This is a genomic window from Paraliobacillus sp. X-1268, assembly GCF_003426095.1.
Lineage (GTDB): Bacteria > Bacillota > Bacilli > Bacillales > Amphibacillaceae > Paraliobacillus_A > Paraliobacillus_A zengyii.
The window spans coordinates 1-25153 of the sequence record NZ_QJSK01000005.1; the positions used below are offsets into that span (position 1 = coordinate 1).

General features: G+C 34.8%; 28 protein-coding genes and 1 other annotated feature. Of the genes, 19 read left to right on the top strand and 9 right to left on the bottom strand.

Features of this window, described 5'->3' with window-relative positions:
• Window positions 1-827 (top strand): transposase (locus tag D2K62_RS08525; RefSeq protein WP_232827988.1); only part of this gene is annotated, 827 nt, incomplete at its 5' end.
• Here D2K62_RS08525 and D2K62_RS08530 read toward each other — a convergent pair.
• Complete coding sequence (locus D2K62_RS08530; protein ID WP_112182744.1) at window positions 810-1199, bottom strand: sigma-w pathway protein ysdB; 390 nt, start codon at window positions 1197-1199, stop codon at window positions 810-812. The two genes, D2K62_RS08525 and D2K62_RS08530, sit on opposite strands and share 18 nt — an antisense overlap.
• A gap of 128 nt (window positions 1200-1327) precedes the next feature.
• On the opposite strand from D2K62_RS08530, the gene D2K62_RS08535 reads away from it, so the two are divergent.
• Window positions 1328-1813, top strand: a complete 486-nt coding sequence (locus D2K62_RS08535) for a dUTP diphosphatase (RefSeq protein ID WP_112181574.1) — start codon at window positions 1328-1330, stop codon at window positions 1811-1813.
• A gap of 69 nt (window positions 1814-1882) precedes the next feature.
• On the top strand, window positions 1883-2968 hold the full coding sequence (locus D2K62_RS08540) for a M42 family metallopeptidase (protein ID WP_112181573.1): 1086 nt from the start codon (window positions 1883-1885) through the stop codon (window positions 2966-2968).
• A 56-nt stretch (window positions 2969-3024) separates the two neighbouring features.
• Here the strand turns inward: D2K62_RS08540 and D2K62_RS08545 are convergent, their stop codons facing one another.
• A complete protein-coding gene (locus D2K62_RS08545; protein ID WP_112181572.1) occupies window positions 3025-3633 on the bottom strand; it encodes a lytic transglycosylase domain-containing protein in 609 nt (202 codons plus the stop codon).
• Between the two features lie 125 nt (window positions 3634-3758).
• A complete protein-coding gene (gene sspI, locus D2K62_RS08550) occupies window positions 3759-3974 on the bottom strand; it encodes a small acid-soluble spore protein SspI (RefSeq protein WP_112181571.1) in 216 nt (71 codons plus the stop codon).
• A gap of 99 nt (window positions 3975-4073) precedes the next feature.
• Here sspI and D2K62_RS08555 point away from each other — a divergent pair, with 99 nt between their 5' ends.
• From D2K62_RS08555 to pheT, 3 genes are all read left to right on the top strand, one after another.
• A complete protein-coding gene (locus D2K62_RS08555) occupies window positions 4074-4823 on the top strand; it encodes a TrmH family RNA methyltransferase (RefSeq protein ID WP_112181570.1) in 750 nt (249 codons plus the stop codon).
• 73 nt (window positions 4824-4896) lie between these two features.
• Window positions 4897-5133 (top strand) — a binding site (T-box leader).
• Between the two features lie 64 nt (window positions 5134-5197).
• A complete protein-coding gene (pheS, locus tag D2K62_RS08560) occupies window positions 5198-6232 on the top strand; it encodes a phenylalanine--tRNA ligase subunit alpha (protein WP_112181569.1) in 1035 nt (344 codons plus the stop codon).
• A 15-nt stretch (window positions 6233-6247) separates the two neighbouring features.
• A complete protein-coding gene (gene pheT / locus D2K62_RS08565; protein ID WP_112181568.1) occupies window positions 6248-8671 on the top strand; it encodes a phenylalanine--tRNA ligase subunit beta in 2424 nt (807 codons plus the stop codon).
• Between the two features lie 102 nt (window positions 8672-8773).
• Here pheT and D2K62_RS08570 read toward each other — a convergent pair whose 3' ends face one another.
• The gene (locus D2K62_RS08570) at window positions 8774-8974 is read right to left on the bottom strand and encodes a hypothetical protein (protein WP_117161249.1); all 201 of its coding nucleotides are present in this window, start codon (window positions 8972-8974) and stop codon (window positions 8774-8776) included.
• A 169-nt stretch (window positions 8975-9143) separates the two neighbouring features.
• On the opposite strand from D2K62_RS08570, the gene D2K62_RS08575 reads away from it, so the two are divergent.
• Both D2K62_RS08575 and D2K62_RS08580 read left to right on the top strand, forming a co-directional pair.
• Entirely contained in the window at window positions 9144-9344 is a 201-nt protein-coding gene (locus D2K62_RS08575; protein WP_112181566.1) for a DUF4083 domain-containing protein, read from the top strand.
• 41 nt (window positions 9345-9385) lie between these two features.
• Window positions 9386-9652, top strand: a complete 267-nt coding sequence (locus D2K62_RS08580; protein ID WP_112181565.1) for a hypothetical protein — start codon at window positions 9386-9388, stop codon at window positions 9650-9652.
• 70 nt (window positions 9653-9722) lie between these two features.
• Here D2K62_RS08580 and D2K62_RS08585 read toward each other — a convergent pair whose 3' ends face one another.
• Together D2K62_RS08585 and rnhC are read right to left on the bottom strand one after the other, a co-directional pair.
• Window positions 9723-10607: a S66 peptidase family protein gene (locus D2K62_RS08585; protein WP_112181564.1), complete on the bottom strand. Its 885-nt coding sequence runs from the start codon at window positions 10605-10607 to the stop codon at window positions 9723-9725.
• A 38-nt stretch (window positions 10608-10645) separates the two neighbouring features.
• Entirely contained in the window at window positions 10646-11578 is a 933-nt protein-coding gene (rnhC, locus tag D2K62_RS08590) for a ribonuclease HIII (protein WP_112181563.1), read from the bottom strand.
• A 130-nt stretch (window positions 11579-11708) separates the two neighbouring features.
• Here rnhC and zapA point away from each other — a divergent pair, with 130 nt between their 5' ends.
• The 8 genes from zapA to D2K62_RS08630 all read left to right on the top strand — a co-directional run bounded on the left by zapA (window position 11709) and on the right by D2K62_RS08630 (window position 20081).
• A complete protein-coding gene (gene zapA, locus D2K62_RS08595; RefSeq protein ID WP_112181562.1) occupies window positions 11709-11969 on the top strand; it encodes a cell division protein ZapA in 261 nt (86 codons plus the stop codon).
• A 7-nt stretch (window positions 11970-11976) separates the two neighbouring features.
• Window positions 11977-12531 carry a CvpA family protein gene (locus tag D2K62_RS08600; protein ID WP_112181561.1) on the top strand — a complete coding sequence of 185 codons (555 nt, stop codon included), beginning with the start codon at window positions 11977-11979 and terminating at the stop codon, window positions 12529-12531.
• A 94-nt stretch (window positions 12532-12625) separates the two neighbouring features.
• Window positions 12626-14344, top strand: coding sequence for a DNA polymerase/3'-5' exonuclease PolX (polX, locus tag D2K62_RS08605; protein WP_117161250.1), 1719 nt, complete (start codon window positions 12626-12628; stop codon window positions 14342-14344).
• Window positions 14345-14359: 15 nt separating this feature from the next.
• Window positions 14360-16702, top strand: a complete 2343-nt coding sequence (locus D2K62_RS08610) for an endonuclease MutS2 (protein WP_117161251.1) — start codon at window positions 14360-14362, stop codon at window positions 16700-16702.
• Window positions 16703-16776: 74 nt separating this feature from the next.
• A complete protein-coding gene (locus tag D2K62_RS08615) occupies window positions 16777-17184 on the top strand; it encodes a DUF350 domain-containing protein (RefSeq protein ID WP_112181558.1) in 408 nt (135 codons plus the stop codon).
• Between the two features lie 133 nt (window positions 17185-17317).
• The gene (gene trxA / locus D2K62_RS08620) at window positions 17318-17632 is read left to right on the top strand and encodes a thioredoxin (protein WP_112181557.1); all 315 of its coding nucleotides are present in this window, start codon (window positions 17318-17320) and stop codon (window positions 17630-17632) included.
• A 104-nt stretch (window positions 17633-17736) separates the two neighbouring features.
• Window positions 17737-19548: an excinuclease ABC subunit UvrC gene (gene uvrC / locus D2K62_RS08625; RefSeq protein WP_112181556.1), complete on the top strand. Its 1812-nt coding sequence runs from the start codon at window positions 17737-17739 to the stop codon at window positions 19546-19548.
• 74 nt (window positions 19549-19622) lie between these two features.
• Complete coding sequence (locus tag D2K62_RS08630; protein ID WP_117149216.1) at window positions 19623-20081, top strand: hypothetical protein; 459 nt, start codon at window positions 19623-19625, stop codon at window positions 20079-20081.
• Between the two features lie 67 nt (window positions 20082-20148).
• Here the strand turns inward: D2K62_RS08630 and D2K62_RS08635 are convergent, their stop codons facing one another.
• Entirely contained in the window at window positions 20149-20583 is a 435-nt protein-coding gene (locus D2K62_RS08635; protein WP_232827989.1) for a YslB family protein, read from the bottom strand.
• Window positions 20584-20790: 207 nt separating this feature from the next.
• Here D2K62_RS08635 and D2K62_RS08640 point away from each other — a divergent pair, with 207 nt between their 5' ends.
• Together D2K62_RS08640 and D2K62_RS18735 are read left to right on the top strand one after the other, a co-directional pair.
• Window positions 20791-23457: a YhgE/Pip domain-containing protein gene (locus D2K62_RS08640; protein ID WP_117161252.1), complete on the top strand. Its 2667-nt coding sequence runs from the start codon at window positions 20791-20793 to the stop codon at window positions 23455-23457.
• 140 nt (window positions 23458-23597) lie between these two features.
• Window positions 23598-23774 carry a hypothetical protein gene (locus tag D2K62_RS18735; protein WP_157967871.1) on the top strand — a complete coding sequence of 59 codons (177 nt, stop codon included), beginning with the start codon at window positions 23598-23600 and terminating at the stop codon, window positions 23772-23774.
• 563 nt (window positions 23775-24337) lie between these two features.
• On the opposite strand, the gene D2K62_RS19105 is transcribed toward D2K62_RS18735, so the two are convergent.
• Both D2K62_RS19105 and D2K62_RS19110 read right to left on the bottom strand, forming a co-directional pair.
• Complete coding sequence (locus D2K62_RS19105) at window positions 24338-24517, bottom strand: DUF3221 domain-containing protein (protein WP_369974645.1); 180 nt, start codon at window positions 24515-24517, stop codon at window positions 24338-24340.
• Between the two features lie 5 nt (window positions 24518-24522).
• Complete coding sequence (locus D2K62_RS19110; RefSeq protein ID WP_232827990.1) at window positions 24523-24669, bottom strand: hypothetical protein; 147 nt, start codon at window positions 24667-24669, stop codon at window positions 24523-24525.
• A 267-nt stretch (window positions 24670-24936) separates the two neighbouring features.
• On the opposite strand from D2K62_RS19110, the gene D2K62_RS08650 reads away from it, so the two are divergent.
• On the top strand, window positions 24937-25152 hold the full coding sequence (locus D2K62_RS08650) for a helix-turn-helix domain-containing protein (RefSeq protein WP_117161253.1): 216 nt from the start codon (window positions 24937-24939) through the stop codon (window positions 25150-25152).
• Window position 25153: the final 1 nt, after the last annotated feature.

Sequence of the window (25153 nt, forward strand, 5' to 3'; positions counted from 1 at the left end):
GTTACAATGTACAAATTGCGACCGAAGGACAATATACACTCGCATATGACGTATTTCCCAATCCAACTGATGTACGCACATTCACTCCTTTTCTAGATAAAATCGAGGAAAGCTTCTTTGAACTTCCCACATATATCGTAGCTGATGCAGGGTATGGAAGTGAACAGAATTATGAAGATGTCCGCATTAATCGGGAGCGCATCCCGCTGATTACATACAATATGTATCGAAAAGAGAAGACAAAGAAATATAAGCAAGACCCTTTTAACACAATGAACTGGGCGTATGATGAAGCGAGTGATTCTTTCCGTTGTCCAAATGATAAAAAAGTGGCTTTCCAGTATCTATCTAATCGAACAGGTAAAGATAACTTCACCCGATCCTTTAAAGTCTATGAATGTGAAGACTGTTCGGATTGTCCGTTGCGTTCCCACTGTACAAAAGCAAAGGAAGGAAAGAATCGAAAAATTTATTATAATGAAAAATGGGAACAACAAAAAGCATACACAAAACAGCAGCTTTCAGAAAAAGAAACCGGTAAAATTTATGGCAAACGAAAAATAGATGTAGAACCAGTCTTCGGATTTTTGAAGGCTAATTTGCGTTTCACTCGTATGTCAGTAAGAGGCAAGAAGAAAGTGGAAAATGAATTAGGATTTGCATTCATGGCGGTGAACTTGAGAAAGTACACGGCTAAGCATGCGCATGGTGCACCAAATCCTGAAAATAATCCAACAAAAAAAGATTCCGACCATCTTCCTAAGATGATCGGAATCTTTTTCGTTATTTTGGCTAGTTATGTCCCAGCCTCATTTTTTTATAAGTAATAAATTATCAATAGGATGCTTCCATTCTATAGATGCGTATGGATAGTGAATTAAGATCTCTTCTTCAAGAAAATACAAATCATTCCGTTCTAATCCTTTTAACTCATCCGGGTTGCATGTAGATACACTAATATTAATCACATCAAAGGAGTTTTCTGTTGTACCAAGATATTTTTCCCCTTCAAATAAAATCCCTTTATATGTTATTAAAAAATTTTTTTTAATATTAGAGGATTCATCAAGAAAATAGAATGTCTTCTTATTCCTTGCAACTTCTAGCTTTCGTTTTGGATTATTAATATATTGATATAGAGTGTAGAATAAAAAGACAAGAGCGACGACTATTAAGAAACGAAATAAAAAAACTACAATCATCTTCACCGACTCCTTGTTAAAACAGGTCTAAGTATATCTACGAATGATCCTGCTATTAGGTTTCACTTTTTTCATGTTATACTAAATGTTGTTCAAATATAGGTTATACATAGGAGAGATTTTTTATGGATTGGCAAAAATTATTTACTATGCAAGAACAACTTGATACTTATATTCAAACAAATCATCAGATAAATGCAAATGATTTGTTTGATAAGAAAGTATTAGCGTTGTTGGTTGAAGTCGGAGAATTAGCTAATGAGACCCGCTGTTTTAAATTTTGGAGTACTAAAGCGCCAAGTGAGAGGTCCGTTATTTTGGAAGAATATGTTGATGGTATTCATTTTATATTATCCATCGGAATTGACTTAGGTTACACGAAAGAAACGTTTGAAGTTGAACCGATAAAAGGTGATGCAACAGTACTGTTTAATCTAGTTTATGAGAAGATTAATCAGTTAAAGAAAGATCCAACAATGCTACATTACAAAGCATTATTTGCTACTTTTTTACGTTTAGGAGAAGTGCTTGATTTTCAAGAGCAAGATATTCAACAAGCCTATTTCGAAAAAAATAAAGTTAATTTCACAAGACAAGACGCCAATTATTAAGTAGTAATCTTTGAAGTGAAAGATGGAGAAGTCTATAATAGATGGTATGAAAAAGGGAGGAAGTACATAATGGCAAAATTAAATGAAAAATTAACAATGCTTAAAGAATTAACAGATGCTAAAGGAATCTCGGGTAATGAAAGAGAAGCGAGAGAGGTTATGAAAAAGTATATCTCACCATTTGCTACCGAAGTTTATACCGACAATTTAGGGAGTTTGATCGCTAAAAAAGTAGGTCAAGAAAAAGGACCGAAAATTATGATAGCAGGCCACTTAGATGAAGTAGGTTTCATGGTGACTAGAATTGATGACAATGGTTTTGTTTATTTCCAAACAATTGGTGGTTGGTGGGGGCAAGTTATGCTAGCGCAACGCGTAACAATTGTAACTTCACAAGGTGATATAACTGGTATTATTGGTTCTAAACCACCACACATCATGCCTGCAGAAGCCCGTAAAAACCCAGTAGAAATAAAAGATATGTTTATTGATATTGGCGCCACTAGTAAAGAAGAGGCAGAGTCATTTGGTGTACGTCCTGGTGATTCAGCTGTACCATATTTTGAATTCACACAAATGAAAAACGAAAAGTTACTTCTAGCAAAAGCTTGGGATAATCGAATTGGTTGTGCGATTGCTATTGAAGTCTTAAAACATTTACAAGGAGAAGAACATCCAAACGTTGTCTATGGTGTTGGAACAGTGCAAGAAGAAGTGGGATTACGTGGTGCAAAAACAGCGACAAGTACGATAAAACCTGATATTGGTTTTGCTGTTGATGTAGGTATTGCAGGTGACACCCCTGGAATCTCACCTAAAGAAGCAGATAGTAAGATAGGAGAAGGACCTCAGATCGTATTATATGATGCTTCCATGATTTCGCATAAAGGTGTGCGGGACTTTGTTGTTGGAACAGCCGATGAGAAGAACATCCCGTATCAGTATGCAACACTAGCTGCTGGAGGTACTGATTCTGGTTCAATTCACTTAACAGCAAATGGCGTACCTGCTCTTTCTATTGGCATTGCTTCTCGTTATATTCATACACATGCTGCAATTATTCATCAAGATGATTTCGATAATGCAGTGAAATTAATTGTGGAAGTAATTAAAGGTTTAGATACTGCTAAGGTTAAAGAAATAACATTTGGTTAATTGTATGAAAAAAGTGGCGAAGATTATTAGAAAATCTCCGCCACTTTTTTTATTGTTTATGCTAAATAGCTACTCATTACTTTTTTAACATAATTCTGTGTTTCTTTAAAAGGTGGTATACCATCATATTTATCAACGTTACCAGATCCAGCGTTATAAGCAGCTAATGCTAAAGTAGTATCACCATCATAGCGATCAAGCATCTGACTCAAGTACTTGGTACCCCCAAAGATATTTTGCTGCGCGTCAAAAGAATCTGTAACACCCAAACCTTTCGCAGTAGCAGGCATAAGTTGCATATACCCTTGTGCACCTGCACTACTGACAGCATTTTTGTTATAATTTGATTCAGCTTGGATAACGGATTGAATTAGACTCTTATCAACATTATATGTTGATGCAGCTTGTTCAATAATAGAGGTTACGTCGCCTGATATATTTTGCTGGATTGGAGAAATTGTATTATATAGATTGTTGTTCGTTAGTGTATTCGTTTGAATGTTTTCACGAATTGAAGGAGTATCGTCTATTGTGGATGTCAACTCACTCATCATCATTTGGAACATTTCTTCAAACATGGATGAACTAGAAGAATTAGTTGACCCGGATGAGAAATTCGACATGGCTTGTGCCTGCATCATATTTTGTAACAATCTGATATCCATTAATGTACCTCATTTCGTTCTATTATTACTTCTATTTTAACGGATGGGGCCCATTATAGCAATTAGTATTTATTTCATAAAACCAAAAGAAGTTGCTCAAATGAACAACTCCTTTACATGTATACCTATTGTATTTGTTTTACACCTTGTTCTAATAAGTCTAGCATCTCTTTTTGCTCACTTTGATCAGATTGCTGCCAAATTAATTCAAATAATACGCCTAAACCAGGTAACATTTTTTCTTCGCCACTTTGAATGGCATCAACAATTGTTGCTTCTAATTGCGACTTGTCATTATCTGATACATTAGCCAAAATTGCTTTACGTAGATTTAAATCCATACATTCACCCCATTATAATATTTTTTTACTAAGATTAGTTTGACCAGACCTAGTAAAAATATGTATGATAGGAAAGACATTAAATAAAGGATGAATAAAATGATTACATCAGTAAAAAATGAAACAATCAAACAATGGAATAAATTAAAAATCAAGAAACATCGCGAGCTACAGCAACTATTTATAATAGAAGGTTTGCATCTTGTACAAGAAGTACTAAGAAGTGATTGGGATGTGGAAGCTTTAATTCTACAAGATGGAGCTAAAATACCTGAGGAAATTGAGGCATTATCAGATAAAATCACTTATGTTACAGAGAACGTAATGCAACATCTTACAGATACTAAAACACCACAAGGAATTGCGGCAATTGTTCAAATGAAAGAATTAAAAATTGTGAATAATCAAAAGTTGTTATTGTTAGATGCCATTCAAGACCCAGGGAATGTTGGAACAATGATTCGCACAGCAGATGCAGCAGGTTTTGATGCTGTAGTATTAGGAGATGGAACTGTTGATCTTTATAATGATAAAGTTATCCGGGCATCACAAGGCTCACTTTTTCATTTACCAATTGCTAGAAAGAATTTACTTGCATATACGAAGGAATTAAAAAGCCAAAATGTAAGCATTTGGGGTTCAACATTAGAACAAGCAAGTCCAATTCAGGAAATAGCCATTCCAGAACAACTAGCACTAATAGTTGGAAATGAAGGTGCAGGTGTTGATCAGAATTTATTAGAGGTGGCAGATCAGCGTGTACACATACCAATTTATGGCCAAGCAGAGTCTTTAAATGTAAGTGTTGCAACTGGTATCATGCTCTATCAAATTGTCACAACAAAGTAATAACGTTGATTTTTTGAGTTTTAGTTGCATCTTTGTTTGGAATTTTCTATAATAAGATAAGATACATATATATTTACAAGCAAAGAAAGAGTCAGTAGACTTTACAACTATTCGATGATTCAGGGAAAAGGAGCCTTAGACTGTAAGCTTCTTGCATGGAGTAAAGTTGAATTTTCACTCTGGAGCTGACGTTTGGACCTTTATTTATGAAGTAAAAACGTTCCGGAATTAATTCCGTTATCAAGTTAGAGTGGGCAAATAGATATTTGTCAACAAGGGTGGTACCGCGATTCGAAGCCTCGTCCCTTTTATGGGATGAAGGCTTTTTATGTGCGTAAATTGAGTCGAAAACAAGAATATAAGGAGGTTATTTCATGAAAGAACGGTTACAAGCGTTACAAGAAGAAGCTTTAGCGAAAGTAGAAGAAGCCTCAACATTAGAGGAACTACAGCAAGTACGTGTTTCTTACTTAGGGAAAAAAGGACCGATTACGGAAGTGTTAAGAGGGATGGGAAAACTATCTGCTGAGGAACGACCAGTTATCGGGGAATTAGCGAATAAAGTTCGTGAAGCCATTGCGACACAACTAGATGAAAAAAAGGCAGCACTAGAAACAAAAGCATTAGATGCAAAACTGTTAACCGAAAAAATTGATGTGACGTTACCAGGTCGGCCTGTTCAAGTTGGGGGACCACATTTATTAACTAGTATTGTCGAAGAGATTGAAGATTTATTTATTGGGATGGGATTTGAGGTTCGAGAGGGTCCAGAAGTAGAAACAGATTATTATAATTTTGAAGCATTAAACTTACCGAAAGATCACCCAGCACGCGATATGCAAGATTCTTTCTATATTACAGAAGAATTGTTATTACGAACACATACTTCGCCTGTTCAAGCTCGAACAATGGGTGAATATAAAGGTAGTAAAGCTGTAAAAATGATTTGCCCTGGGAAAGTGTATCGACGTGATACAGATGATGCGACACATTCTCACCAATTTACACAAGTTGAGGGTCTTTATGTTGATAAAGATGTAAAAATGAGTGATTTAAAAGGTGTCTTAAATCAATTCGCGAAACAATTTTTCGGAGAAGAAAGAGAAATACGTTTACGTCCGAGTTTTTTCCCGTTTACGGAACCATCAGTTGAGATGGATATCTCTTGTAAGGTATGCAGTGGAAAGGGTTGTTCTGTTTGTAAAAATACAGGCTGGATTGAAATTCTTGGTGGTGGTATGGTTCACCCAGACGTATTAGAAATGGCCGGATATGATCCTAAAGTCTATAGTGGTTTTGCATTTGGAATGGGACCAGAACGCATTGCAATGTTGAAATACGGTGTCGATGATATTCGCCATTTCTATACAAATGATGCTCGATTCTTAAAACAATATCATAAAGCGTAATTAGGAGGGATAAACATGCTCGTATCAATCAATTGGTTAAGACAATATGTTGATTTAGAAGATATTTCACCTGAATCATTAGCAGATAAAATCACAAAAACAGGAATTGAAGTAGAAGGAATTGAATATATAGCAGCGAAAAGTACAAATGTTGTTGTTGGTTATGTTGAAGAATGTGAGAAACATCCAAATGCTGATAAATTAAATCTTTGTCAGGTTAATGTTGGAGAAGAAACATTACAAATCATTTGTGGTGCACCAAATATTGAAAAAGGACAAAAAGTTGCAGTAGCAAAACCAGGGGCTGTGTTACCTGGCAATTTCAAAATTAAGAAAGCTAAACTTCGTGGTGTCGAATCTAACGGTATGATTTGTTCTTTACAAGAGTTAGGGATAGAAGAGAAGTTTGTACCGAAAGATATTGCAGATGGTATTTTTGTTTTTCCTGATGATGTAGAAGTAGGAACAGAAGCGGCATCCTTATTGAATTTAGACGATGCCATCTTAGAATTAGGATTAACACCGAATCGATCTGATGCATTAAGCATGCTTGGTGTTGCATATGAAGTAGCAGCAATTTTAGATGTACAAGTGCAACTGCCAGATGAGACAGTAGAAACAACTGCAGAAAAGGCGACAGATCAAGTTAAAGTTACAGTCGAAGCACCAGAGTTAAATCCGTATTATGGTGCATTCGTTGTGAAGGATATTAAAGTCGGTCCTTCTCCATTATGGATGTCAAACTATTTAATTGCAGCTGGTATTCGACCGATTAACAACGTAGTAGATATTACAAACTATGTTTTACTTGAATATGGTCAACCTTTACATGCGTTTGACTTTGATCAGTTTGGATCAAACGAAATTATTGTTCGTCGTGCAAAAGAAAATGAGAGCATACAAACTTTAGATGATAAAGAACGCACATTAAAAACAGACCATTTAGTTATCACAAACGGCACTACACCAACAGCACTTGCTGGTGTAATGGGTGGGGCAAACGCTGAAGTAACGGATGAAACAACAACAGTTCTTTTAGAAGCGGCGTATTTTGATCCAAAAGCAGTGCGCATAGCTTCCAAATTTCATGGATTGCGAAGTGAATCTAGTACACGTTTTGAAAAAGGTGTTGATCCAAATCGTGTCAAACGTGCTGGACTTCGAGCTTGCCAGTTGCTAAGTCAATATGCAAATGGGAAGGTATTATCTGATGTAGTCGAGTTTGATCAGTTAGATAAATCAGAAAAACAAGTAGTAATTGAAACGAACCGTGTGAATAATCGTCTAGGTACAGATATCTCAGTCGATGATATTGCAGACATTCTCCGAAAGCTCGGCTTTTCTTTTGACCAAAACGAGGGGACATTTACTATTCACGTACCCACACGGAGACAAGATATCACGATTTTTGAGGATATGTTAGAAGAAATTGCACGCATTTATGGGTATGATTTATTACCTTATACATTACCTCAAGGAGCATTAGCTGGGGGCTTAACCAAGCGTCAAACTGTAAAACGTGAAGTGAAGAAGTACTTCGAAAGCGCTGGATTGATGGAAGCTATCACGTACTCCCTAACAACGAAGGAACGTGCAACACTATTAGTTAGTCCTGAAATTAAGGAAGCAGGATTCACACCTGTGAAGCTATCGATGCCAATGAGTGAAGAACATAGTACACTTCGTTTGAGCATGTTACCTGAAATGCTTGACTCTCTTTCGTATAATATTGCGAGAAAACAAGTGAATCTAGGTTATTATGAGGTTGGTTCTGTTTTCCTATCAGAAGAGGAAAATGTAACAAAGCAACCAGAAGAAAAACTGAGAGCAACAGTTGCGATCACAGGTGAATGGCTAACACATCCATGGCAACAAGAAAAAAGATCAGTCGACTTTTATCTTGTAAAAGGTATTTTAGAGGGATTACTTGATCGTTTAAATCTTGTCGCAACTTTCGAAGAAGCGGTGGTCGAAGGTATGCATCCAGGAAGAACGGCACAAGTGAAAGTAAATAATGTAATAGTTGGTTTTATCGGTCAAATTCACCCACGCTTGCAGCAGGAATTCGATTTAAAAGATACGTATGTATGTGATATTGATTTGGATTACGTAATGGATGCTCACATAGATGAACCAAACTTTGCGAAGATTCCACGTTTCCCAACCGTTTCACGGGATATCGCTTTAGTTGTAGATCAAGATGTACCAGCAGGTTCTATTCAAGCTACAATAGAAGCTTCAGCAGGAGATTTAGTCAAAGAAGTACGCGTATTTGACCTCTATCAAGGAGAGAATCTAGAATCTGGTAAGAAGTCAATTGCATTCAATTTACTTTACCTTGATCCGGAGAGAACGCTAACAGATGAGGAAGTAGAGAACTCTTATCAAGAAATATTAACCGCTGTAAAAGCAGAACATCAAGCGGAATTAAGAGGATAAGTACGTTCAGAATAATATACGATTAGTTTTTTAAGATTCACTATAAGAATCCGACAGTGTCTAATTGTTTAGACACTGTCGGATTTACTTTATTTAATTGTTTTATGAATTGTTAAATGTTTGTTTAATCACTTTATCTGCAATAAAAGTATTGCCAGCTTCTCTATTTTTGTGCTCATTTATAGAATTGCCCTGTTGCTCTCTATCAATGTCTAATAAATTATTAGTTAGCTCAGAGTCTACACTTATGCGTTCACGACTTTTTTCTTCTTGTATAGTCTGATCTTTATTATTTCGTTCCATTTAATCATCACCTCAATTGTTAATATGTTCAGATTGTTTCACTTTATAAGATGTAATTTTTAAAATGAACTAATTTAATTCTAAATGTTATATTATGTTAAAATAATTATTAGAGATATGATTGAAAGATATAAATGAAGTAACAATATTTTTAAGGGAGGAAAACCACATGTTTTTAGCTATAGGAGTAGGTGGGTTTAACACTGGTGATATACTATTTTCTTTAGTTAGTTTTATTGGTATGATTGTTTTTATAATTTTTATAATCCTTATTGTAAAATTATTTATCAGTAGTATAAATAGAAAAAGTGATTTAACTAGAATTGAAGAGAAATTAGATACTTTGCTAAAAGAAAAAGAAAAGTTGTAAAAATAAACGAAAGCATGTGATAAGGAAGGATGTGAATTTGGATGGCCAATAAAGAGGCACAATGGCAAAGATGGGAAAAGATAAGAAAAATGGGTAAGTGGAAGTATATACTCCTATACGGTGTTCTTTTAGGCGGTATTCTGTTCTTTTTAATCAGCTTGGGATTAGATTACTTCTCTAATGATACGTTTGAAATGCTATCTTATTATATTTTAAATTCGGTGATATTTGGTTTAATGTATGGGGTTTTAAGCTGGCTTTTTAATGAAATAAGATACAGAAAATATCTCAATAATAAAACCGATTAGACTAAATAGAGTTTAGCAAGAGTAGATGCTCCAATGATCACAAAGTAATAGTTTACAGGTAAAAAAACACTTAGTCCGGTAATGATAAATGAATGTGAGCCCCTATAGGTAAACAATGTCCATTAGATCCATGTCCGAGTTGATTTGTTTTTACAATCGGCAGTTGGTACTTATCTGTAATTTCTAAAACAAGTTCTTCTACTGTTGGTTGGGCCTGCTTAGATTCCATTTCCGTGAAAGTGCCTAATAATACCCCGTTACATTGATTGAAATATCCAATTTGGTCAAGTTGTGCTAATAAAGAAGCAGTCCTATTTGATCCACCACCGAGGCTTTCAAGAAATAATAGCTTGTTGGTTGGATTAGGTAAATAAGGAGTACCTGCTAATTTTAAGAAACATCTAATGTTACCACCAACTACTGTTCCGCTGAGCGAATTTCCGCGTAAGAAGGTGTAAGGAAACGTTATAAATTGATTAGCAGATTGATGATCATTTAAAAATAGGTGGTTAAAAAGATCTATTTGCTCGAACGAATGCTTGCCGACTAACGTGCTAATTTTAAAATGATAATTACAAATACCAGTACGTGTATAGAGCCCATTAAGTAAAACAGATAAATCGCTTATACCGAAAAATGGTTTTGGATTCTCAGTAATTAATGGAAAGTCTAAGTAAGGTAAAACTTGATTTGCCGAATCACCACCAGAAATATCAAATATTGCTTTAATAGTTGGATCACGAAAGAAGTTCATTAATGCTTGTCCACGTCTTTCGGGCGAACCACTAAATGGTGTGTCGGCTACTTGGTAGATCGTTTCAGCAAATTTAATTTTCAGTCCCAACTTTATCAAAACGTCTTCTAAGCTTTTCATAGTAGTTACATATTCCGAAGGTTTACCATCTGAACATGAAATGATCCCAATAGTATCTCCATATCTCAATAGCGGTCCCATATAATCCATCCTTTTCGAAAAAAAATAAAAGCAGTGTCCTAAAGATAGGCTTCTGCTTTTTTAGTGTTGGCGAAATGTATTTTACTATATTTTTCAAGTTCTTCTCGTCCACCACGCTCTAAAATAGTAGCTGCAACGCTATCGACTTTTGCAGACGCACCTTTAGGTAACGTTATGTTAGCTTCTGTTGAGAGTTTGTTGATTTCTTGGACGAAACTTGCTCGAGCAAGAATGGATCCTGCTGCCACTGCAATGGAATGATTTTCTGCTTTCGTTAGAAAGTAAACATTATTTTGTAACGTAGCTTGTTCAGACCGCAAATGCTTTTCGTAAACACTAGGTTGTGAGAATTGGTCAATTAAAATACCCATAGGTTCTTTAGGTGCAATTTTTTTAAGCACATTGGTAACTGCTTGATGATGAAGCATTGTCTTAATCTTCCCTTGTGTCCATCCTTTTTGTTGAAGCTCATTGTACTTTTCATTATGTAAGATCACAAGAGCGTATGGAATTTCTAATTGAAGTAATTTCTTAGCAATTGTTTGAATGGCTGAATCTGTTAAATTTTTAGAATCTTTTACTCCTAATTCTCTTAACATGTTCATCTGCTCAGCTTTAACATAAACTGCTCCAACCGTTACTGGACCAAAGTAATCACCGGTTCCAGCCTCATCTGAACCTATATGTGATTGATTGAAAAGACCAGGATCAGGTTCATAGCCATGCTTTGGCTTTTTCTTAGCCTTCTTTGTTTCTTCTTCATAAGCTTCTGGATCGCCCCATTTTTCAGCTTCTGTTTCAGGGTTGTCACCTTCAAATATTACTTTACCTGATTCGTAAGCGGTAATGGAACTAGTAGGCGTTGTCGCTGCAAAAAGCGCACCTTCAGGGGCTGGTTTTAGCATAGACTCATACGCTTGTTTCATTTCTTCAGTTTTTTTTGTCGAAAATGTTAGTACAATTTGTCCCATAGGATCTCCTCTATATTCATAGTATATCTATTATAACAAAAATAATGGAAAGAGAATAGTTTCCTAAATGATTGTGTTCATGTTACTATTAAATTTAGGAATAATTGAAACAAGTGAGGGGGGTATAATCGTGTCCCAAACAAATAAAACACGTACTACAGTTGACATATATGGTAAGCAATATACGATAATGGGAAAAGCGAATGCCCACCATGTACGAATGGTGGCAACTCTAGTAGATGAAAAAATGCGCGAAATACATGCAGCTAATAAAAGCCTAGATACGACTAAATTAGCTGTATTAACAGCAGTAAATACAATGAATGATTACATGAATTTAGAAAAAAAGTACGAAGAACTCCAACGTTCAATACAAATGAAAGAGGAATAAAAAGATAATGATAGATATTATACTAATTGGATTACTTATTTTAGGTGTGTTAAGAGGATTAAAACGAGGGTTTATTTTACAAGCATTTCATTTAATTGGTTTTATTGTAGCATTTATCGTTGCAGCGATGTATTACGACAATCTTTCTAGTAAATTAGAAATGTGGATACCATACCCCGATTTAGCAGAAGGGGAAACATGGGCTGTGTTTCTAGAAGCCTTGCCATTAGAAAATGCGTTTTATAATGCAATTGCGTTTGCGATAATATTTTTCGTAGCAAAAATTATTTTAAATATTATTAGTTCAATGCTTGATTTTGTCGCTGAATTACCAATTCTACACTCGATCAATGGTTTATTAGGTGGAGTATTTGGTCTTCTTGAAACGTATTTCATTTTGTTTGTTATTTTATACATAGCCGCATTGATACCAAATGGATCTGTACAACAAGCAATAGATGGATCATCAATAGCAGGTTTTATCATTGAAAATACGCCTGTTTTATCAGCACAAATCAAAACATTGTGGTTTGATCATGTCATCGGTCTTATCGGTGATTGAAATATTTTATTACATGGAATATTGAAAACCCTTGTGAATTATAATAGCAAGGGTTTTCTCAGGTTATAAAAACTATTGGCGCGGAGGAAAGACAATGACAATTGATAAAAAAGATGTAATCCGTTTGTTAGATACAATTGCAGTATATCTAGAGTTAAAAGGAGAAAATCCATTTAAAATAGCAGCTTATCGTAAGGCGGCTCAAGCACTTGAAACAGATGATCGATCATTAATTGAAATAGAGAACTTTACTGCTATGAACGGAATTGGGAAAGGGACTGCTGCTGTAATTGATGAGTATATTGAAGCTGGACAATCAGAGACTCTTGAAACGTTACAAAAAGAAGTACCAGAAGGACTTGTACCCTTATTAGATCTACCAGGATTAGGCGGAAAGAAAATTGCCAAGCTTTATAAAGAATTAGAAGTAATTGATGCTGCTACATTAAAAGCTGCATGTGAAAGTGGTGCTGTTGCTAATTTAAAAGGATTTGGACAAAAAACAGCAGAAAAAATACTGAAAGCAATTTCTGAGGCTTCAACGAGACCAGAACGCTTGCCAATTGCGTTCATGTTACCAATCGTAGATGAAATTGAAGCGTACTTAAATGAATTAGAAGTAGTTGAGCGTTTTTCAAGGGCAGGAAGTATCCGACGCATGAGAGAAACGGTAAAAGACCTTGATTTTATTATTGCAAGTAAGGATCCTTTAGCGGTTCGAGATGCCTTATTGCAGATTGATTTAATAAAGGAAGTAATTGCATCTGGAGAAACAAAAGTATCTGTTGTGTTAGAGAAACGTTTTGATGTTTCTGTGGATTTTCGAATTGTAGCACCAGAAGCTTTTGCGACTACACTTCATCATTTTACTGGATCAAAGGATCATAATGTTGCATTACGTCAACGTGCAAAACAGCAAGGAGAAAAAATAAGTGAGTATGGAGTAGAAAACACCGAAACGGGTGAGGTTGAAACATTTGAAACAGAAGCGGCCTTTTTTAAACATTTTGGTTTGCATTATATCACACCGGAACTTCGCCAAAATAGAGGTGAACTAGAAGCGTTCGAACAAGAAGTTTCACTGATTTCAATAGAAAATATCCGTGGCGATCTACACATGCACACAACATGGAGCGATGGAGCTCAATCAGCAGAAGAAATGGTAAAAATGGCTATAGAGCGTAAGTATGAATATATAGCAATTACGGATCACTCCAAATTTTTAAAAGTAGCAAATGGACTTGATGAAACACGCTTGCGTAAACAGCGAGAAGAAATTGAAAGATTAAAGAAAGAATATCCCGAAATTCATATTTTTGCTGGAGTGGAGATGGACATTCGTCCAGATGGTTCTTTAGATTTTACAGATGACTTTTTAGAAGAAATGGACTACGTTATTGGTGCAATTCATTCTAGCTTCAATCAAAGTGAAGAAGAAATTATGAAGCGATTAACAACAGCGCTTGAAAACCCATACGTTAACATTATTGCGCATCCAACTGGACGTATTATTGGACGTAGAGAGGGTTATCGTGTGAATCTAGAAGCATTGATTACGAAAGCAAAAGAAACAAATACTATACTAGAATTGAATGCAAACCCGAATCGTTTTGATTTATCAGCAAAATGGATTGAAATAGCACAGGAACAAGGTGTGAAAATTGCTATTAACACGGATGCGCACAGTTATAAAACATTGTCCTTCATGGAAGAGGGAGTTCGTGTCGCTAAAAAAGGCTGGCTAAGACCAGAAACAGTAGTTAATACCTGGACAAAGGATGACCTAATTGAACTTTTTCAAAGTAAACGTTAAAAGGAGTCACAAATAATGAACCCGCGAATATTTAAGGTTTTAGAATTTGATAGAATTATCCAGATGCTAAAGGATCAAGCCGCATCCTCTTTAGGGAAAGAAAGTGCAAATCGTTTGAAGCCATCTACCAATTTACCTGAAGTACTTCGTTTACAAGACGAAACAGATGAAGCGGTTAGTATTGTGCGATTGTATGGAAATGTTCCGCTTGGTGGAATTGTTGATATAAAACCAAGTATTAAACGAGCAGAAATTGGTGGTGTATTAAACCCAAAAGAATGTTTAGATATCGCTGGTACCATTTATGGTGGGAAAACACTGCGTCGTTTTATCGAATCAATTGAAGATTTGGAACTACTCATTATTAATGAACTTGTAGAAAAAATTGAACCACTAAGTGAATTGGAACGTGAGATCAGAAATTGTATTGATGACAATGGACATGTAATGGATGCTGCATCTGATCAATTGCGTTCTCTGCGGTCGAAAATCAGAACAAATGAAAGCAGAGTTAGAGATCGGTTGAATAGTTATACGAAATCAAAAGCTAAAATGCTATCTGATGCGATTGTGACGATTCGTAATGATCGCTATGTGTTACCGGTCAAACAAGAGTATCGGGGAGCTATTGGTGGAATCGTTCATGACCAATCATCTTCGGGTCAAACATTATTTATGGAGCCACAAGCGGTGGTAGAGTTGAATAATCAGCTCCAAGAAGCAAGAGTCCAAGAGAAAACAGAAGTCGAACGAATATTAAGTGAGTTAACGATGAGGATTGCAGATGATGAAGAATATTTAAGACAAAACGTTACAATATTAGCTTCTTTAGACTTTATCTTTGCTAGAGCGAAATTAGGGCAATCGATGCGAGCTGCTATGCCAAAAATGAATGATCAAGGAATTATTAAAATGCACCAAGCACGTCATCCACTCTTGAGTGATGATGAAGTGGTTGCAAATGATGTTGAATTAGGTGAAAGCTATCATGCGATTGTGATAACAGGGCCAAATACAGGTGGTAAAACAGTTACGTTAAAAATGGTTGGTCTGTGTACACTAATGGCACAATCGGGTTTACAAGTTCCAGCACTTGACGGTTGCGAATTGGCTGTCTTTCATGATGTATTTGCTGATATCGGGGATGAGCAGTCAATTGAACAAAGTTTAAGTACTTTTTCTTCACATATGACAAATATTGTAGATATTTTAGAGCATGTCAATGAGAAGACTTTAGTTTTGTTTGATGAGTTAGGTGCTGGAACAGATCCACAAGAAGGTGCTGCTTTGGCAATGGCAATCTTAGATGACGTCGTAAGTCGTAATGCACGGATTATCGCTACAACACACTATCCTGAATTAAAAGCATATGGCTATAATAGAGATGGTGTAGTCAACGCCTCTGTTGAATTTGATATCGAATCGTTGCGTCCAACATATCGGTTATTAATTGGTGTACCAGGACGAAGTAATGCGTTTGAAATTTCACGTCGATTAGGTTTGAGAGAGAACGTAATTGTTTCTGCTAAAAGCCATATTGGTACTGATTCAACTAGTGTAGAAAATATGATTGCTTCTCTTGAAACAGCTAGACGTAATGCAGAGTCGGATTATGAAGAAGCTGAAAAAGTTTTAACTGAATCAGAACAACTGAAAGAAGACTTAGAAAAACAATGGCAGTTATTTGATCAAAAACGGGAATCTCTTTATCAAAAAGCAGAGCAAAAGGCTGAAAAGGCATTACAAAATGCACGTGAAGAAGCAGAACAAATTGTAGCTACTATTCGTGAGATGAAACATGGTGCAACACTAAAAGAACACGAGTGGATTGAGGCACGTAAGTTATTTGATGAGGCCCAACCAAACTTGTCTACTAAAAAATCAGGTAAACCAACTAAACAAGTTAACAGTACGGCAGAATTAGAAGTTGGAGATGAAGTTCTAGTAGCAACGTTAAATCAGAATGGAACCGTTATAGATAAAACAGGTAAAAATGAGTATCAAATTCAAGTTGGAATGATGAAGATTAAGGCCAAACGTAAAGATTTACAATTTATTAAAAGAGAAGAGCCAGTTGTAGAAAAAGCAATTGCCACGGTTAAAGGATCGAATAGTCATGTCAAAACAGAACTAGATTTACGTGGTGAACGTTATGAAGATGCACTTAGAGAATTAGAAAAATATGTAGATGATGCACTTCTAGCAGGTTATCCAAACGTTTCCATCATACATGGTAAAGGAACAGGTGCACTTCGAAAAGGTGTGCAGGAATTTGCTAAAAAACATCGACATATTAGCAATCAACGAGCAGGTAGTATGAATGAAGGTGGAAGTGGTGTAACCATTTTAGAATTTTGAGTAGTTTGATTATACTACCAAAACACCTATTTCTATGATAAAATGCTATATAACAATAGGTTGGGGTGTATAAAATGGCTTCTTTTTGGGAAAATATCTATGTTGAGACTGCTGCACGGTATAGTGTTGTAATATTATGTATTATTTTATTTCTCGTGGTTTTTGAGTTAGTAACTTCTTATAAAAACTGGGATGAGATAAAAAAAGGTAACCTTGCTGTGGCAATGGCTACTGGTGGAAAAATCTTTGGTATTTCTAATGTATTCCGATTTTCCATTGAACATAATGATTCGATACTTGAAAGTGTTGGATGGGGTGCATTCGGCTTTTTATTATTACTGATTGGCTACTTCATTTTTGAATTTATCACACCAACGTATAAAATTGATACGGAAATTGCAAATGACAATCGAGCTGTTGGATTTATCTCAATGGTCATTTCAATTGGATTGTCGTTTATCATTGGAGCTAGCATTGGTTAAAAGATTGCTGTATGAGGTTATTTTTAATGGGCAAAGTAGGCTATGAGCAAACTAGTAGCCAGAGCGCAAATGAGAATGATATACTCAATGAAGAATTAAATAATGTTTAGTAAATTAAGAGGAGGCTATATAAATGGCAATTGTAAAAGCAGACGATAAAACATTTGCAGAAGAAACAGGTTCAGGCGTAGTATTAGCGGACTTTTGGGCAACTTGGTGTGGACCTTGTAAAATGATCGCACCAGTATTAGAGGAAATCGATGGCGAAATGAGCGATAAAGTTAAAATCGTAAAATTAGACGTAGATGAAAACCAAGAAACAGCTGGAAAATACGGCGTCATGAGTATTCCAACGCTTCTTCTTTTCAAAGATGGAGAAATCGTAGAGCAAGTTGTTGGTTTCCAACCAAAAGAAGCATTAGTTGAGTTAATTAACCAACACGCATAAACAATGAATAGCATCTAGAAATTTTAATCCCTTGTTACTTTTATGGTAGCAGGGGATTATTCTTTGTTATAATAGAGCATAAACTGAGTGTGGAGTGTCTGTATATGTCTGATAAAATAAAAGAAAAATTAGCAGTATTGCCGGCACAGCCCGGTTGTTATTTAATGAAAGATAAACACAGTACGATAATTTATGTAGGTAAATCAAAATTATTAAGAAATCGTGTTCGTTCCTATTTTACTGGCGCAAATGATCAAAAAACACAACGATTAGTTCAAGAAATTGTAGATTTTGAATATATCGTTACATCTTCAGAAATTGAAGCATTAATTCTAGAGATGAATTTAATAAAAAAATACGATCCGAAATACAATGTATTACTAAAGGATGATAAAAGTTATCCTTATTTAAAAATCACTAATGAAAGACATCCTAGATTGTTAATCACTCGACGTGTATACAAAGACAAAGGCAAGTATTTCGGCCCTTATCCAAATGTTATCGCAGCAAGGGAAACTAAGAAATTATTAGATCGTATTTATCCATTACGAAAATGTAACAATCCTCCGGGAAGACATTGTTTGTATTATCATATGGATCAATGTCTTGCTTGCTCAGAAGACCCGCCTTCAGAAGATAGGTACAAAAATATCGTTCAAGATATTGTTTCTTTTTTAAATGGTGGACACCAATCCATTAAACGAAATTTAAAAGAAAAGATGGAACAAGCGAGTGATGTATTGAATTTTGAACGGGCAATGGAATTACGTGACCAGATTCAGCATATTGAAGCGGTAATGGAACAACAGAAAATGACTTTAAATGATGAAGTTAATCGTGATGTTTTTCATTATGCTTATGATAAAGGATGGATGTGTGTTCAAGTTTTCTTTATTCGTCAAGGTAAATTAATTGAAAGAGATGTTTCGATTTTCCCGTTTTTTGATGAGGCAGAAGAGACTTTTATGAGTTTCATTGGCCGTTTTTATTTACATCAAAACCATCCAAAACCTAAACAAATTCTTGTCCCAGCACCGATAGAATTTCAACTCCTAAAAGAATTATTGGAAGTAGATGTGACGATTCCATATCGAGGAAGAAAAAAGGAATTGGTTGATTTAGCAGGCAAAAACGCTGAAATTGCTTTGGAAGAGAAGTTCTCCTTAATTGAACGCGATGAAGCACGCACAATTAAAGCTGTGGAAGATTTAGGTGAACGGTTAAATATTGAAATACCACATCGAATTGAGGCATTTGACAATTCAAATATTCAAGGTACAGATCCTGTTTCAGCGATGGTTGTATTTAGTGATGGTCGGCCATTAAAAAAGGAATATCGTAAATATAAAGTTCGTGATGTTGAAGGACCTGATGACTATGAAACAATGCGTGAAGTTATACGGCGTCGTTACACGCGGGTTTTAAAGGAAGGTTATCCCCTTCCAGATCTAATTGTAATTGATGGTGGGAAAGGACAGATGAACGCAGCGTTTGATGTATTAGAAAACGAGCTTGGCTTGGATATTCCGTTGTGTGGATTGGCGAAAGACGATAAGCACAAAACAAGCGAATTATTATATGGAAATCCACCAGAAGTTATTGAGTTAGAACGCCAATCACAAGAATTTTATTTAATACAACGTATTCAAGATGAGGTACACCGTTTTGCGATAACATTTCATCGACAGCTGCGTGGAAAAAGTGCTTTCAAATCAGAGCTAGATTCCATACCTGGTGTTGGAGAAAAGCGACGTAAATTACTGCTAACACACTTTAAATCGATTACAGACATTAAAGAAGCTTCATTAGATGAATTAAAACGGTTAGGGATTCCAGAACCAACCGCCCAGATAATATTGGAACATCTAAAGAAGGATAAAGACGACAGCGAAATAGAGACCACTAAAGAACCATAAAATTTTCATTGGTCTCGATTCGTTTATTGTTTATTTATTAATTCTTTATGCTGAAAGTAATGAGGAGAATGTTTGTGTTTAAAAGGAAATTAGTAGTTGCATTTTTAACAACAATAAACGCTGGGGTAATTTATGTACTATTTAATAACGGCATTACCCTGGGTAATAGTATTATTACATTTCTATTTGACTTATTTGTTTTTACAATTGCGATTTCGATCGTCTATGTTGCTCCAATAGTTTTTATTCTTGGAATCTCAATTTCAATTGGAATAGATAAGGTAACAAATAAAATAAGAAATGCTCTGATTAAAGTTATAAGTCGATTTTTATTGCACGCGGTATCAGGAATCTTTGTTTTATCATTATTGTTTTTTTTAGAGGGCTCTTTCCCGATTATTTCTGATGGAAGCGATATAATAAATCTAATACTAGTGAGTATTTATCCGAGCACTTTCTTTGGATTGATTGACCTTTTAATGAAAATACTGTCTAATGTATTTGGAAATGAATTAAAGCCATTATCTAAATAAAAAAACTAGAGCAATTAAAATGCTCTAGTTTTTTTGTGGTTATAATGAGAAAGAATCATATTTAGATTTATTTTGTATATAAGACATGAAAAGCAACCGTATTTTTCTTAGGATAGATTTCTTCGCTACATTCACAAGGTTTCCCTTTTAATTGTTGAAAAGCCTCTGCTAAAAAGCCTGCCTCTATTCGATAATCAACGACTAGATCAGATTTCATACGTTGACTAATTGCTGGTCCTGTTAATTCAAAAATATGTTCACTTCTTTTTTGTTTAATATCTGTGAGTGATCCCCAACCAGTATTATTAAAAAAATCAGCGACTTGATCAAAAGTTTGCCACTCTATTTGTCTTGCGATATTTTTCCCGAGTACATATAAAATTGTAGTAGCATCTTTTCCGAGTAAGTCTGGTAAGCATACATAGCGCAGTAAATCATATCCAGAACCAGTTGTTTGAAGCTGCTCTGCTATTTGATCTGTCATATTTAAATTGTGATGCACAAGTCTGTCCCCTTCCATAACTGTAACAATAAATTAGTCTATTCATTATTATCGCTTGAAACAGAAGGGAATGCAACCATCATTTAGCTTATGTATTTAACAAATATATTAAAATATAACGTGACAGATATGATAAAAAGTTTTAAAATGTTCTTTATGACTAAAAAATGAATTTAAATTTGATAAACAACTAAGAGGTGTTGACGTTTGCGTAACATTGGCAGGATTTTTAAAACGGACTGGTTTAATATAATCAAAACACCAGTTGCTTTATTTTTGATTGTGGCTTTAATGATATTACCATCCCTATATGCTTGGTTTAACTTAAAGGCATCTTGGGACCCTTATTCCAATACAAGTGATATCGCAATAGCAGTTACCAATGAAGATAGTGGCGCAATAATTCGAGATGATGATGTTAACGTTGGAGATCAAATTATTGCGAATTTAAAAGAGAATGATGGACTTGGTTGGCAATTTGTTTCAAAACAAGCAGCTGAAAAAGGAGTAAGGAATGGAGATTTCTATGCAAGTATAACTATTCCCGAGGACTTCTCAGAAAAGATCGGGACTTTATTAGATGATGAACAAATTAAACCGGAGATAGAATATAGTGTTAATGAAAAAATTAATGCGATCGCTCCTAAAATGGCATCTTCTGGCGCGACAACAATAATAGCGCAAACAAGTGATACTTTCATAGAAACAGTCAGTGAATCAGTATTAACTATATTTAATGATATAGGAATTGAATTAGAACAAGAATTGCCAACAATAAGGAATATTGAAAGTAAAATTTTTGCATTAGAAAATCGCTTGCCAGATATTGAAGAGATGGGTAATAAAGCAATTCAATTAGAAGAGAAAATTCCTGAAATTAATAAACAGGCAGATAAAATCTTACAATTAGAAGCAGAGATGCCCGCAATTATGGAAGCTGCAGAAACAGTCGTCACACTTGAGGATAAGTTACCTGAAATTGAAAAAGTCGGGGATGAAATTTTAATTATCCAAGAAGAAATGCCAGAAATTCAACGTATTGCAGATGCAATTATTGAAGTGGATGAAAACTTCAATCAAGTTGAACAGTTAGTAAGTGATGGATTAGAAGATATACAAAAGGCACAGCAAGTAGTATTTCGAGCACAAGAGGCCTTGCCGGAAATCGAAAGAATTGCGGAATCTGGTGCAGCTTATACGGATGCAATAGCTACCTTTTTAGAAGACAATAAAGATGCTTTTGATACAGTTACACCTGTTTTAAAACAAAATCTACTTTTGTATCAACAAACAGCGGAAGAAGTTCATCAATTTGCAGTGGCACTTGACAATGATGAACTATCAACAAGTGAAATAGAGGAAAAAATTCCTGTGTTAAACACAGATTTAGAAGCAAGCATAACAAGTATTGATCAATCAGTACAAGTGATGGAAGCTATTAATCAACAACAAAACGATGATGCACTTACTTCTGATATAGAGAAACTAAAAGCATTGGGAGCTAATTTTGAAGAAGAACAAGTTTTAATAACCGAAATTAACCAAGATGTGGAAAGTATTTCCCAAGAAATAATCAACCAATTAGTTAATGTATCGGAAGAGGCAGTAGCAACTTCTACTGATCTGATTGACCGTTTTGATGAAACAATTAATCCATTACTTAGTAGTGGACTTGAACAATTACAAATAGATGCTACTAATGCGTCAGAAGATTTACAAAAAGCACAAGAAAACTTGCCTGAAATTGAAACGATATTAGAAAACACGGAAAACTCTTTACAATATGGTGAAGAAGAAATAAGTCAATTACAAGAACAGTTACCCGAAATTGGTGATGAAATTCATCAAACTGCAATAGCAATAAATGAAAAAATGGATGACGTAATGGCTGGAATAGATGCTGCTGCAGATTTTTATGAAAATAGCTTTCCAGAAATAGAGGAAAAAATCCATCAGGCAGCAGATTTTGTAAATAATGATTTACCAGAAGCAGCCGCTGAAATCACTAAAGTAGCAGATTTCATTGAAAACAAACTGCCACAGGTAGAAGAAGCTGTTGGGAAAATCGCTGACCTCGTTAGGGATGATTTACCAGGTTTAGAAGACACGGTCCGAAATACAGCTGATAAGATTCGAGAATTTGAATCAGAACAAGATTTAGCCGATATTATTAAACTGTTAAAGAATGATATTAAACAAGAGAGTGACTTCTTAGCAAATCCAATTGAATTAAAAGAGAACAAGGTATTTCCTATTCCTAATTATGGATCAGCAAATTCACCATTCTATACGACATTAAGCTTGTGGGTAGGTGCATTACTTTTAATTTCACTACTTCGAGTCGATGTTGCGAATAAAGATGAATTGTATAAACATACGCATATATACTTTGGCAGGGGATTAACATTTGCTTCTATAGGTATTATGCAAGCTCTGATCGTAACATTAGGTGATATGTTTATTTTAGGTGCATATGTCGCAGAACCAATCTGGTTTGTTATATTTGGTATCTTTATTAGTTTGGTTTTCATGTCAATTGTATACACGCTTGTATCTGTATTTGGAAATGTTGGTAAAGGTGTAGCAATTATATTCCTAGTACTTCAACTATCTGGATCTGGTGGAACTTTCCCAATCCAAGTTGCACCACCATTCTTTCAAGCGATTAATCCATATTTACCATTCACCTATGCGATTAGCTTATTACGTGAAGCAGTAGGTGGAATGGTTCAGGCTATTGTGATTCGAGATATTTTAGTATTACTAGCCTTTATGATTGGCGCCATTGTGTTTGCTGTATTCTTGAAGAAACCATTAGCAAACAAAATCGATCATGTTTCAAATGAAGCGAAAAAAAGTGAATTGATACATTAAGAGCACTATGTAATGTTAAAGAAAAGCCACACAACTGATTAATTAGGAGTGTGGTTTTATTTTTTATGTGAAAACAAGTTAAATGCGTACGTTATCTTAGGCTGAGGTTCAAATGCAATTTGTAGTTTTCACTAAATTAATTGATATGGTTTAAACAGGGTAATCCAATTCATTTAGATAGTTATCGTAAATATGCACATGGAAGAAAAGTAGTAATCCGATCTTATGGATTCATTATTACACCAGCTAGTGCAGGATTTAGTTTTAGCGCTGTCCCAGCTGTAGATTTTGGCATTCAAAAAAATGCACAAGTATGAATGAAGGTAAACTAATATTTAAACAGAGGGAGTTAGTAAAATGAATAATTTAAATTATGCCAGTATAATGATTAGTTGTACTGACATTATATTTCTGTTTTTAATTGGAATTTAAAAAATATGACAGGAGTTATTGAATTATTTTACCTACCGTTAGTTTTCTTTTTAATATCTTTAATTATAACAATAATAGATGCAATTTTGATAATAGTTCAATTAAATAAGTCTTGAAATATATAAATAAAAAATGCCAATAAGCAACGGGAACCCTCAATAATTTCGGGAAATAGAAAAACTAAAAGGCTTCGTGCTTATTCGAGAAAGTAAGCTTCATAGTTCACAAGCAGACTAAGAGGTTTGGAGAAATTAGTGAGATATTTCTTAAACAAGGACGTGCACTCCTTATTATGTTGCTATTGATAAACTATTAACGGTTGAATTCTCTGGTATTAAGAGATTATGACGTACAGTATAGATAACCATCAATAAAAAGCTCAGAATTGAATTCCTAGCTTTTTAATTCATATATCTTGTTTCACAATTGCTCCTTATATTTTAGGCACTTATTTAAATTGAATTTTTTTAGCCTTAGCTTGCTCAGGATAGGATGCTAAGACATCACCATCAATCCATACTTTTACTTCATCACCTTTTGACCATTCCTCTGGATTGTCATATGCTAAATATATTAAAGGGATTCCCTTTTCGGCTCCCTGTATCTCTGAAATTGATTTATCTTTTATATCTTTTACTTGTCATGAGAAAGATTCTTTGAAAGTAATATCTCATTTTCTGTTATTTCTAAAATAATACCTTCCATATCACCATTACTACATCCTACGAGTGAAATAGTTAAAAATATAATTATAAATGCAATAGAAAATTTTCTTTTCATAAGCTATACACCTTCCCTTTATAAGATTAGACGAATTTAACATTATATAAGTTTCGATGATTTTGATGCTTATACGAAAGAAGGCTTAAAAACTTTACTTTTTTGTTTAAAGTAAGGTAAATGACTACGTTACCATAGGACAAAGGTGTATTTCTATTTAATCGGGATAGAAGCAAGCACGGAAAGGATTTTTTTAACATAGAATACTTTGACTAAATAAATACCCTTCACAGTGTGACTCTAAAGACAGCAAGGAGGGGTTAAGACTTGACAGATAGTGACTACAAGCCGAAGCAACTATTAACGAAACGTGAAAAAGAAGTATTTGAGCTATTAGTACAGGACAAAACAACAAAAGATATAGCCCAAGAACTGTTTATATCCCAAAAAACAGTAAGGAACCATATTTCAAATGAGATGTATAGTAATTGCGAAACTAAAAATAGTTCACTGCAAAAAGTGGGAACTATTTTTAGTTTATAAT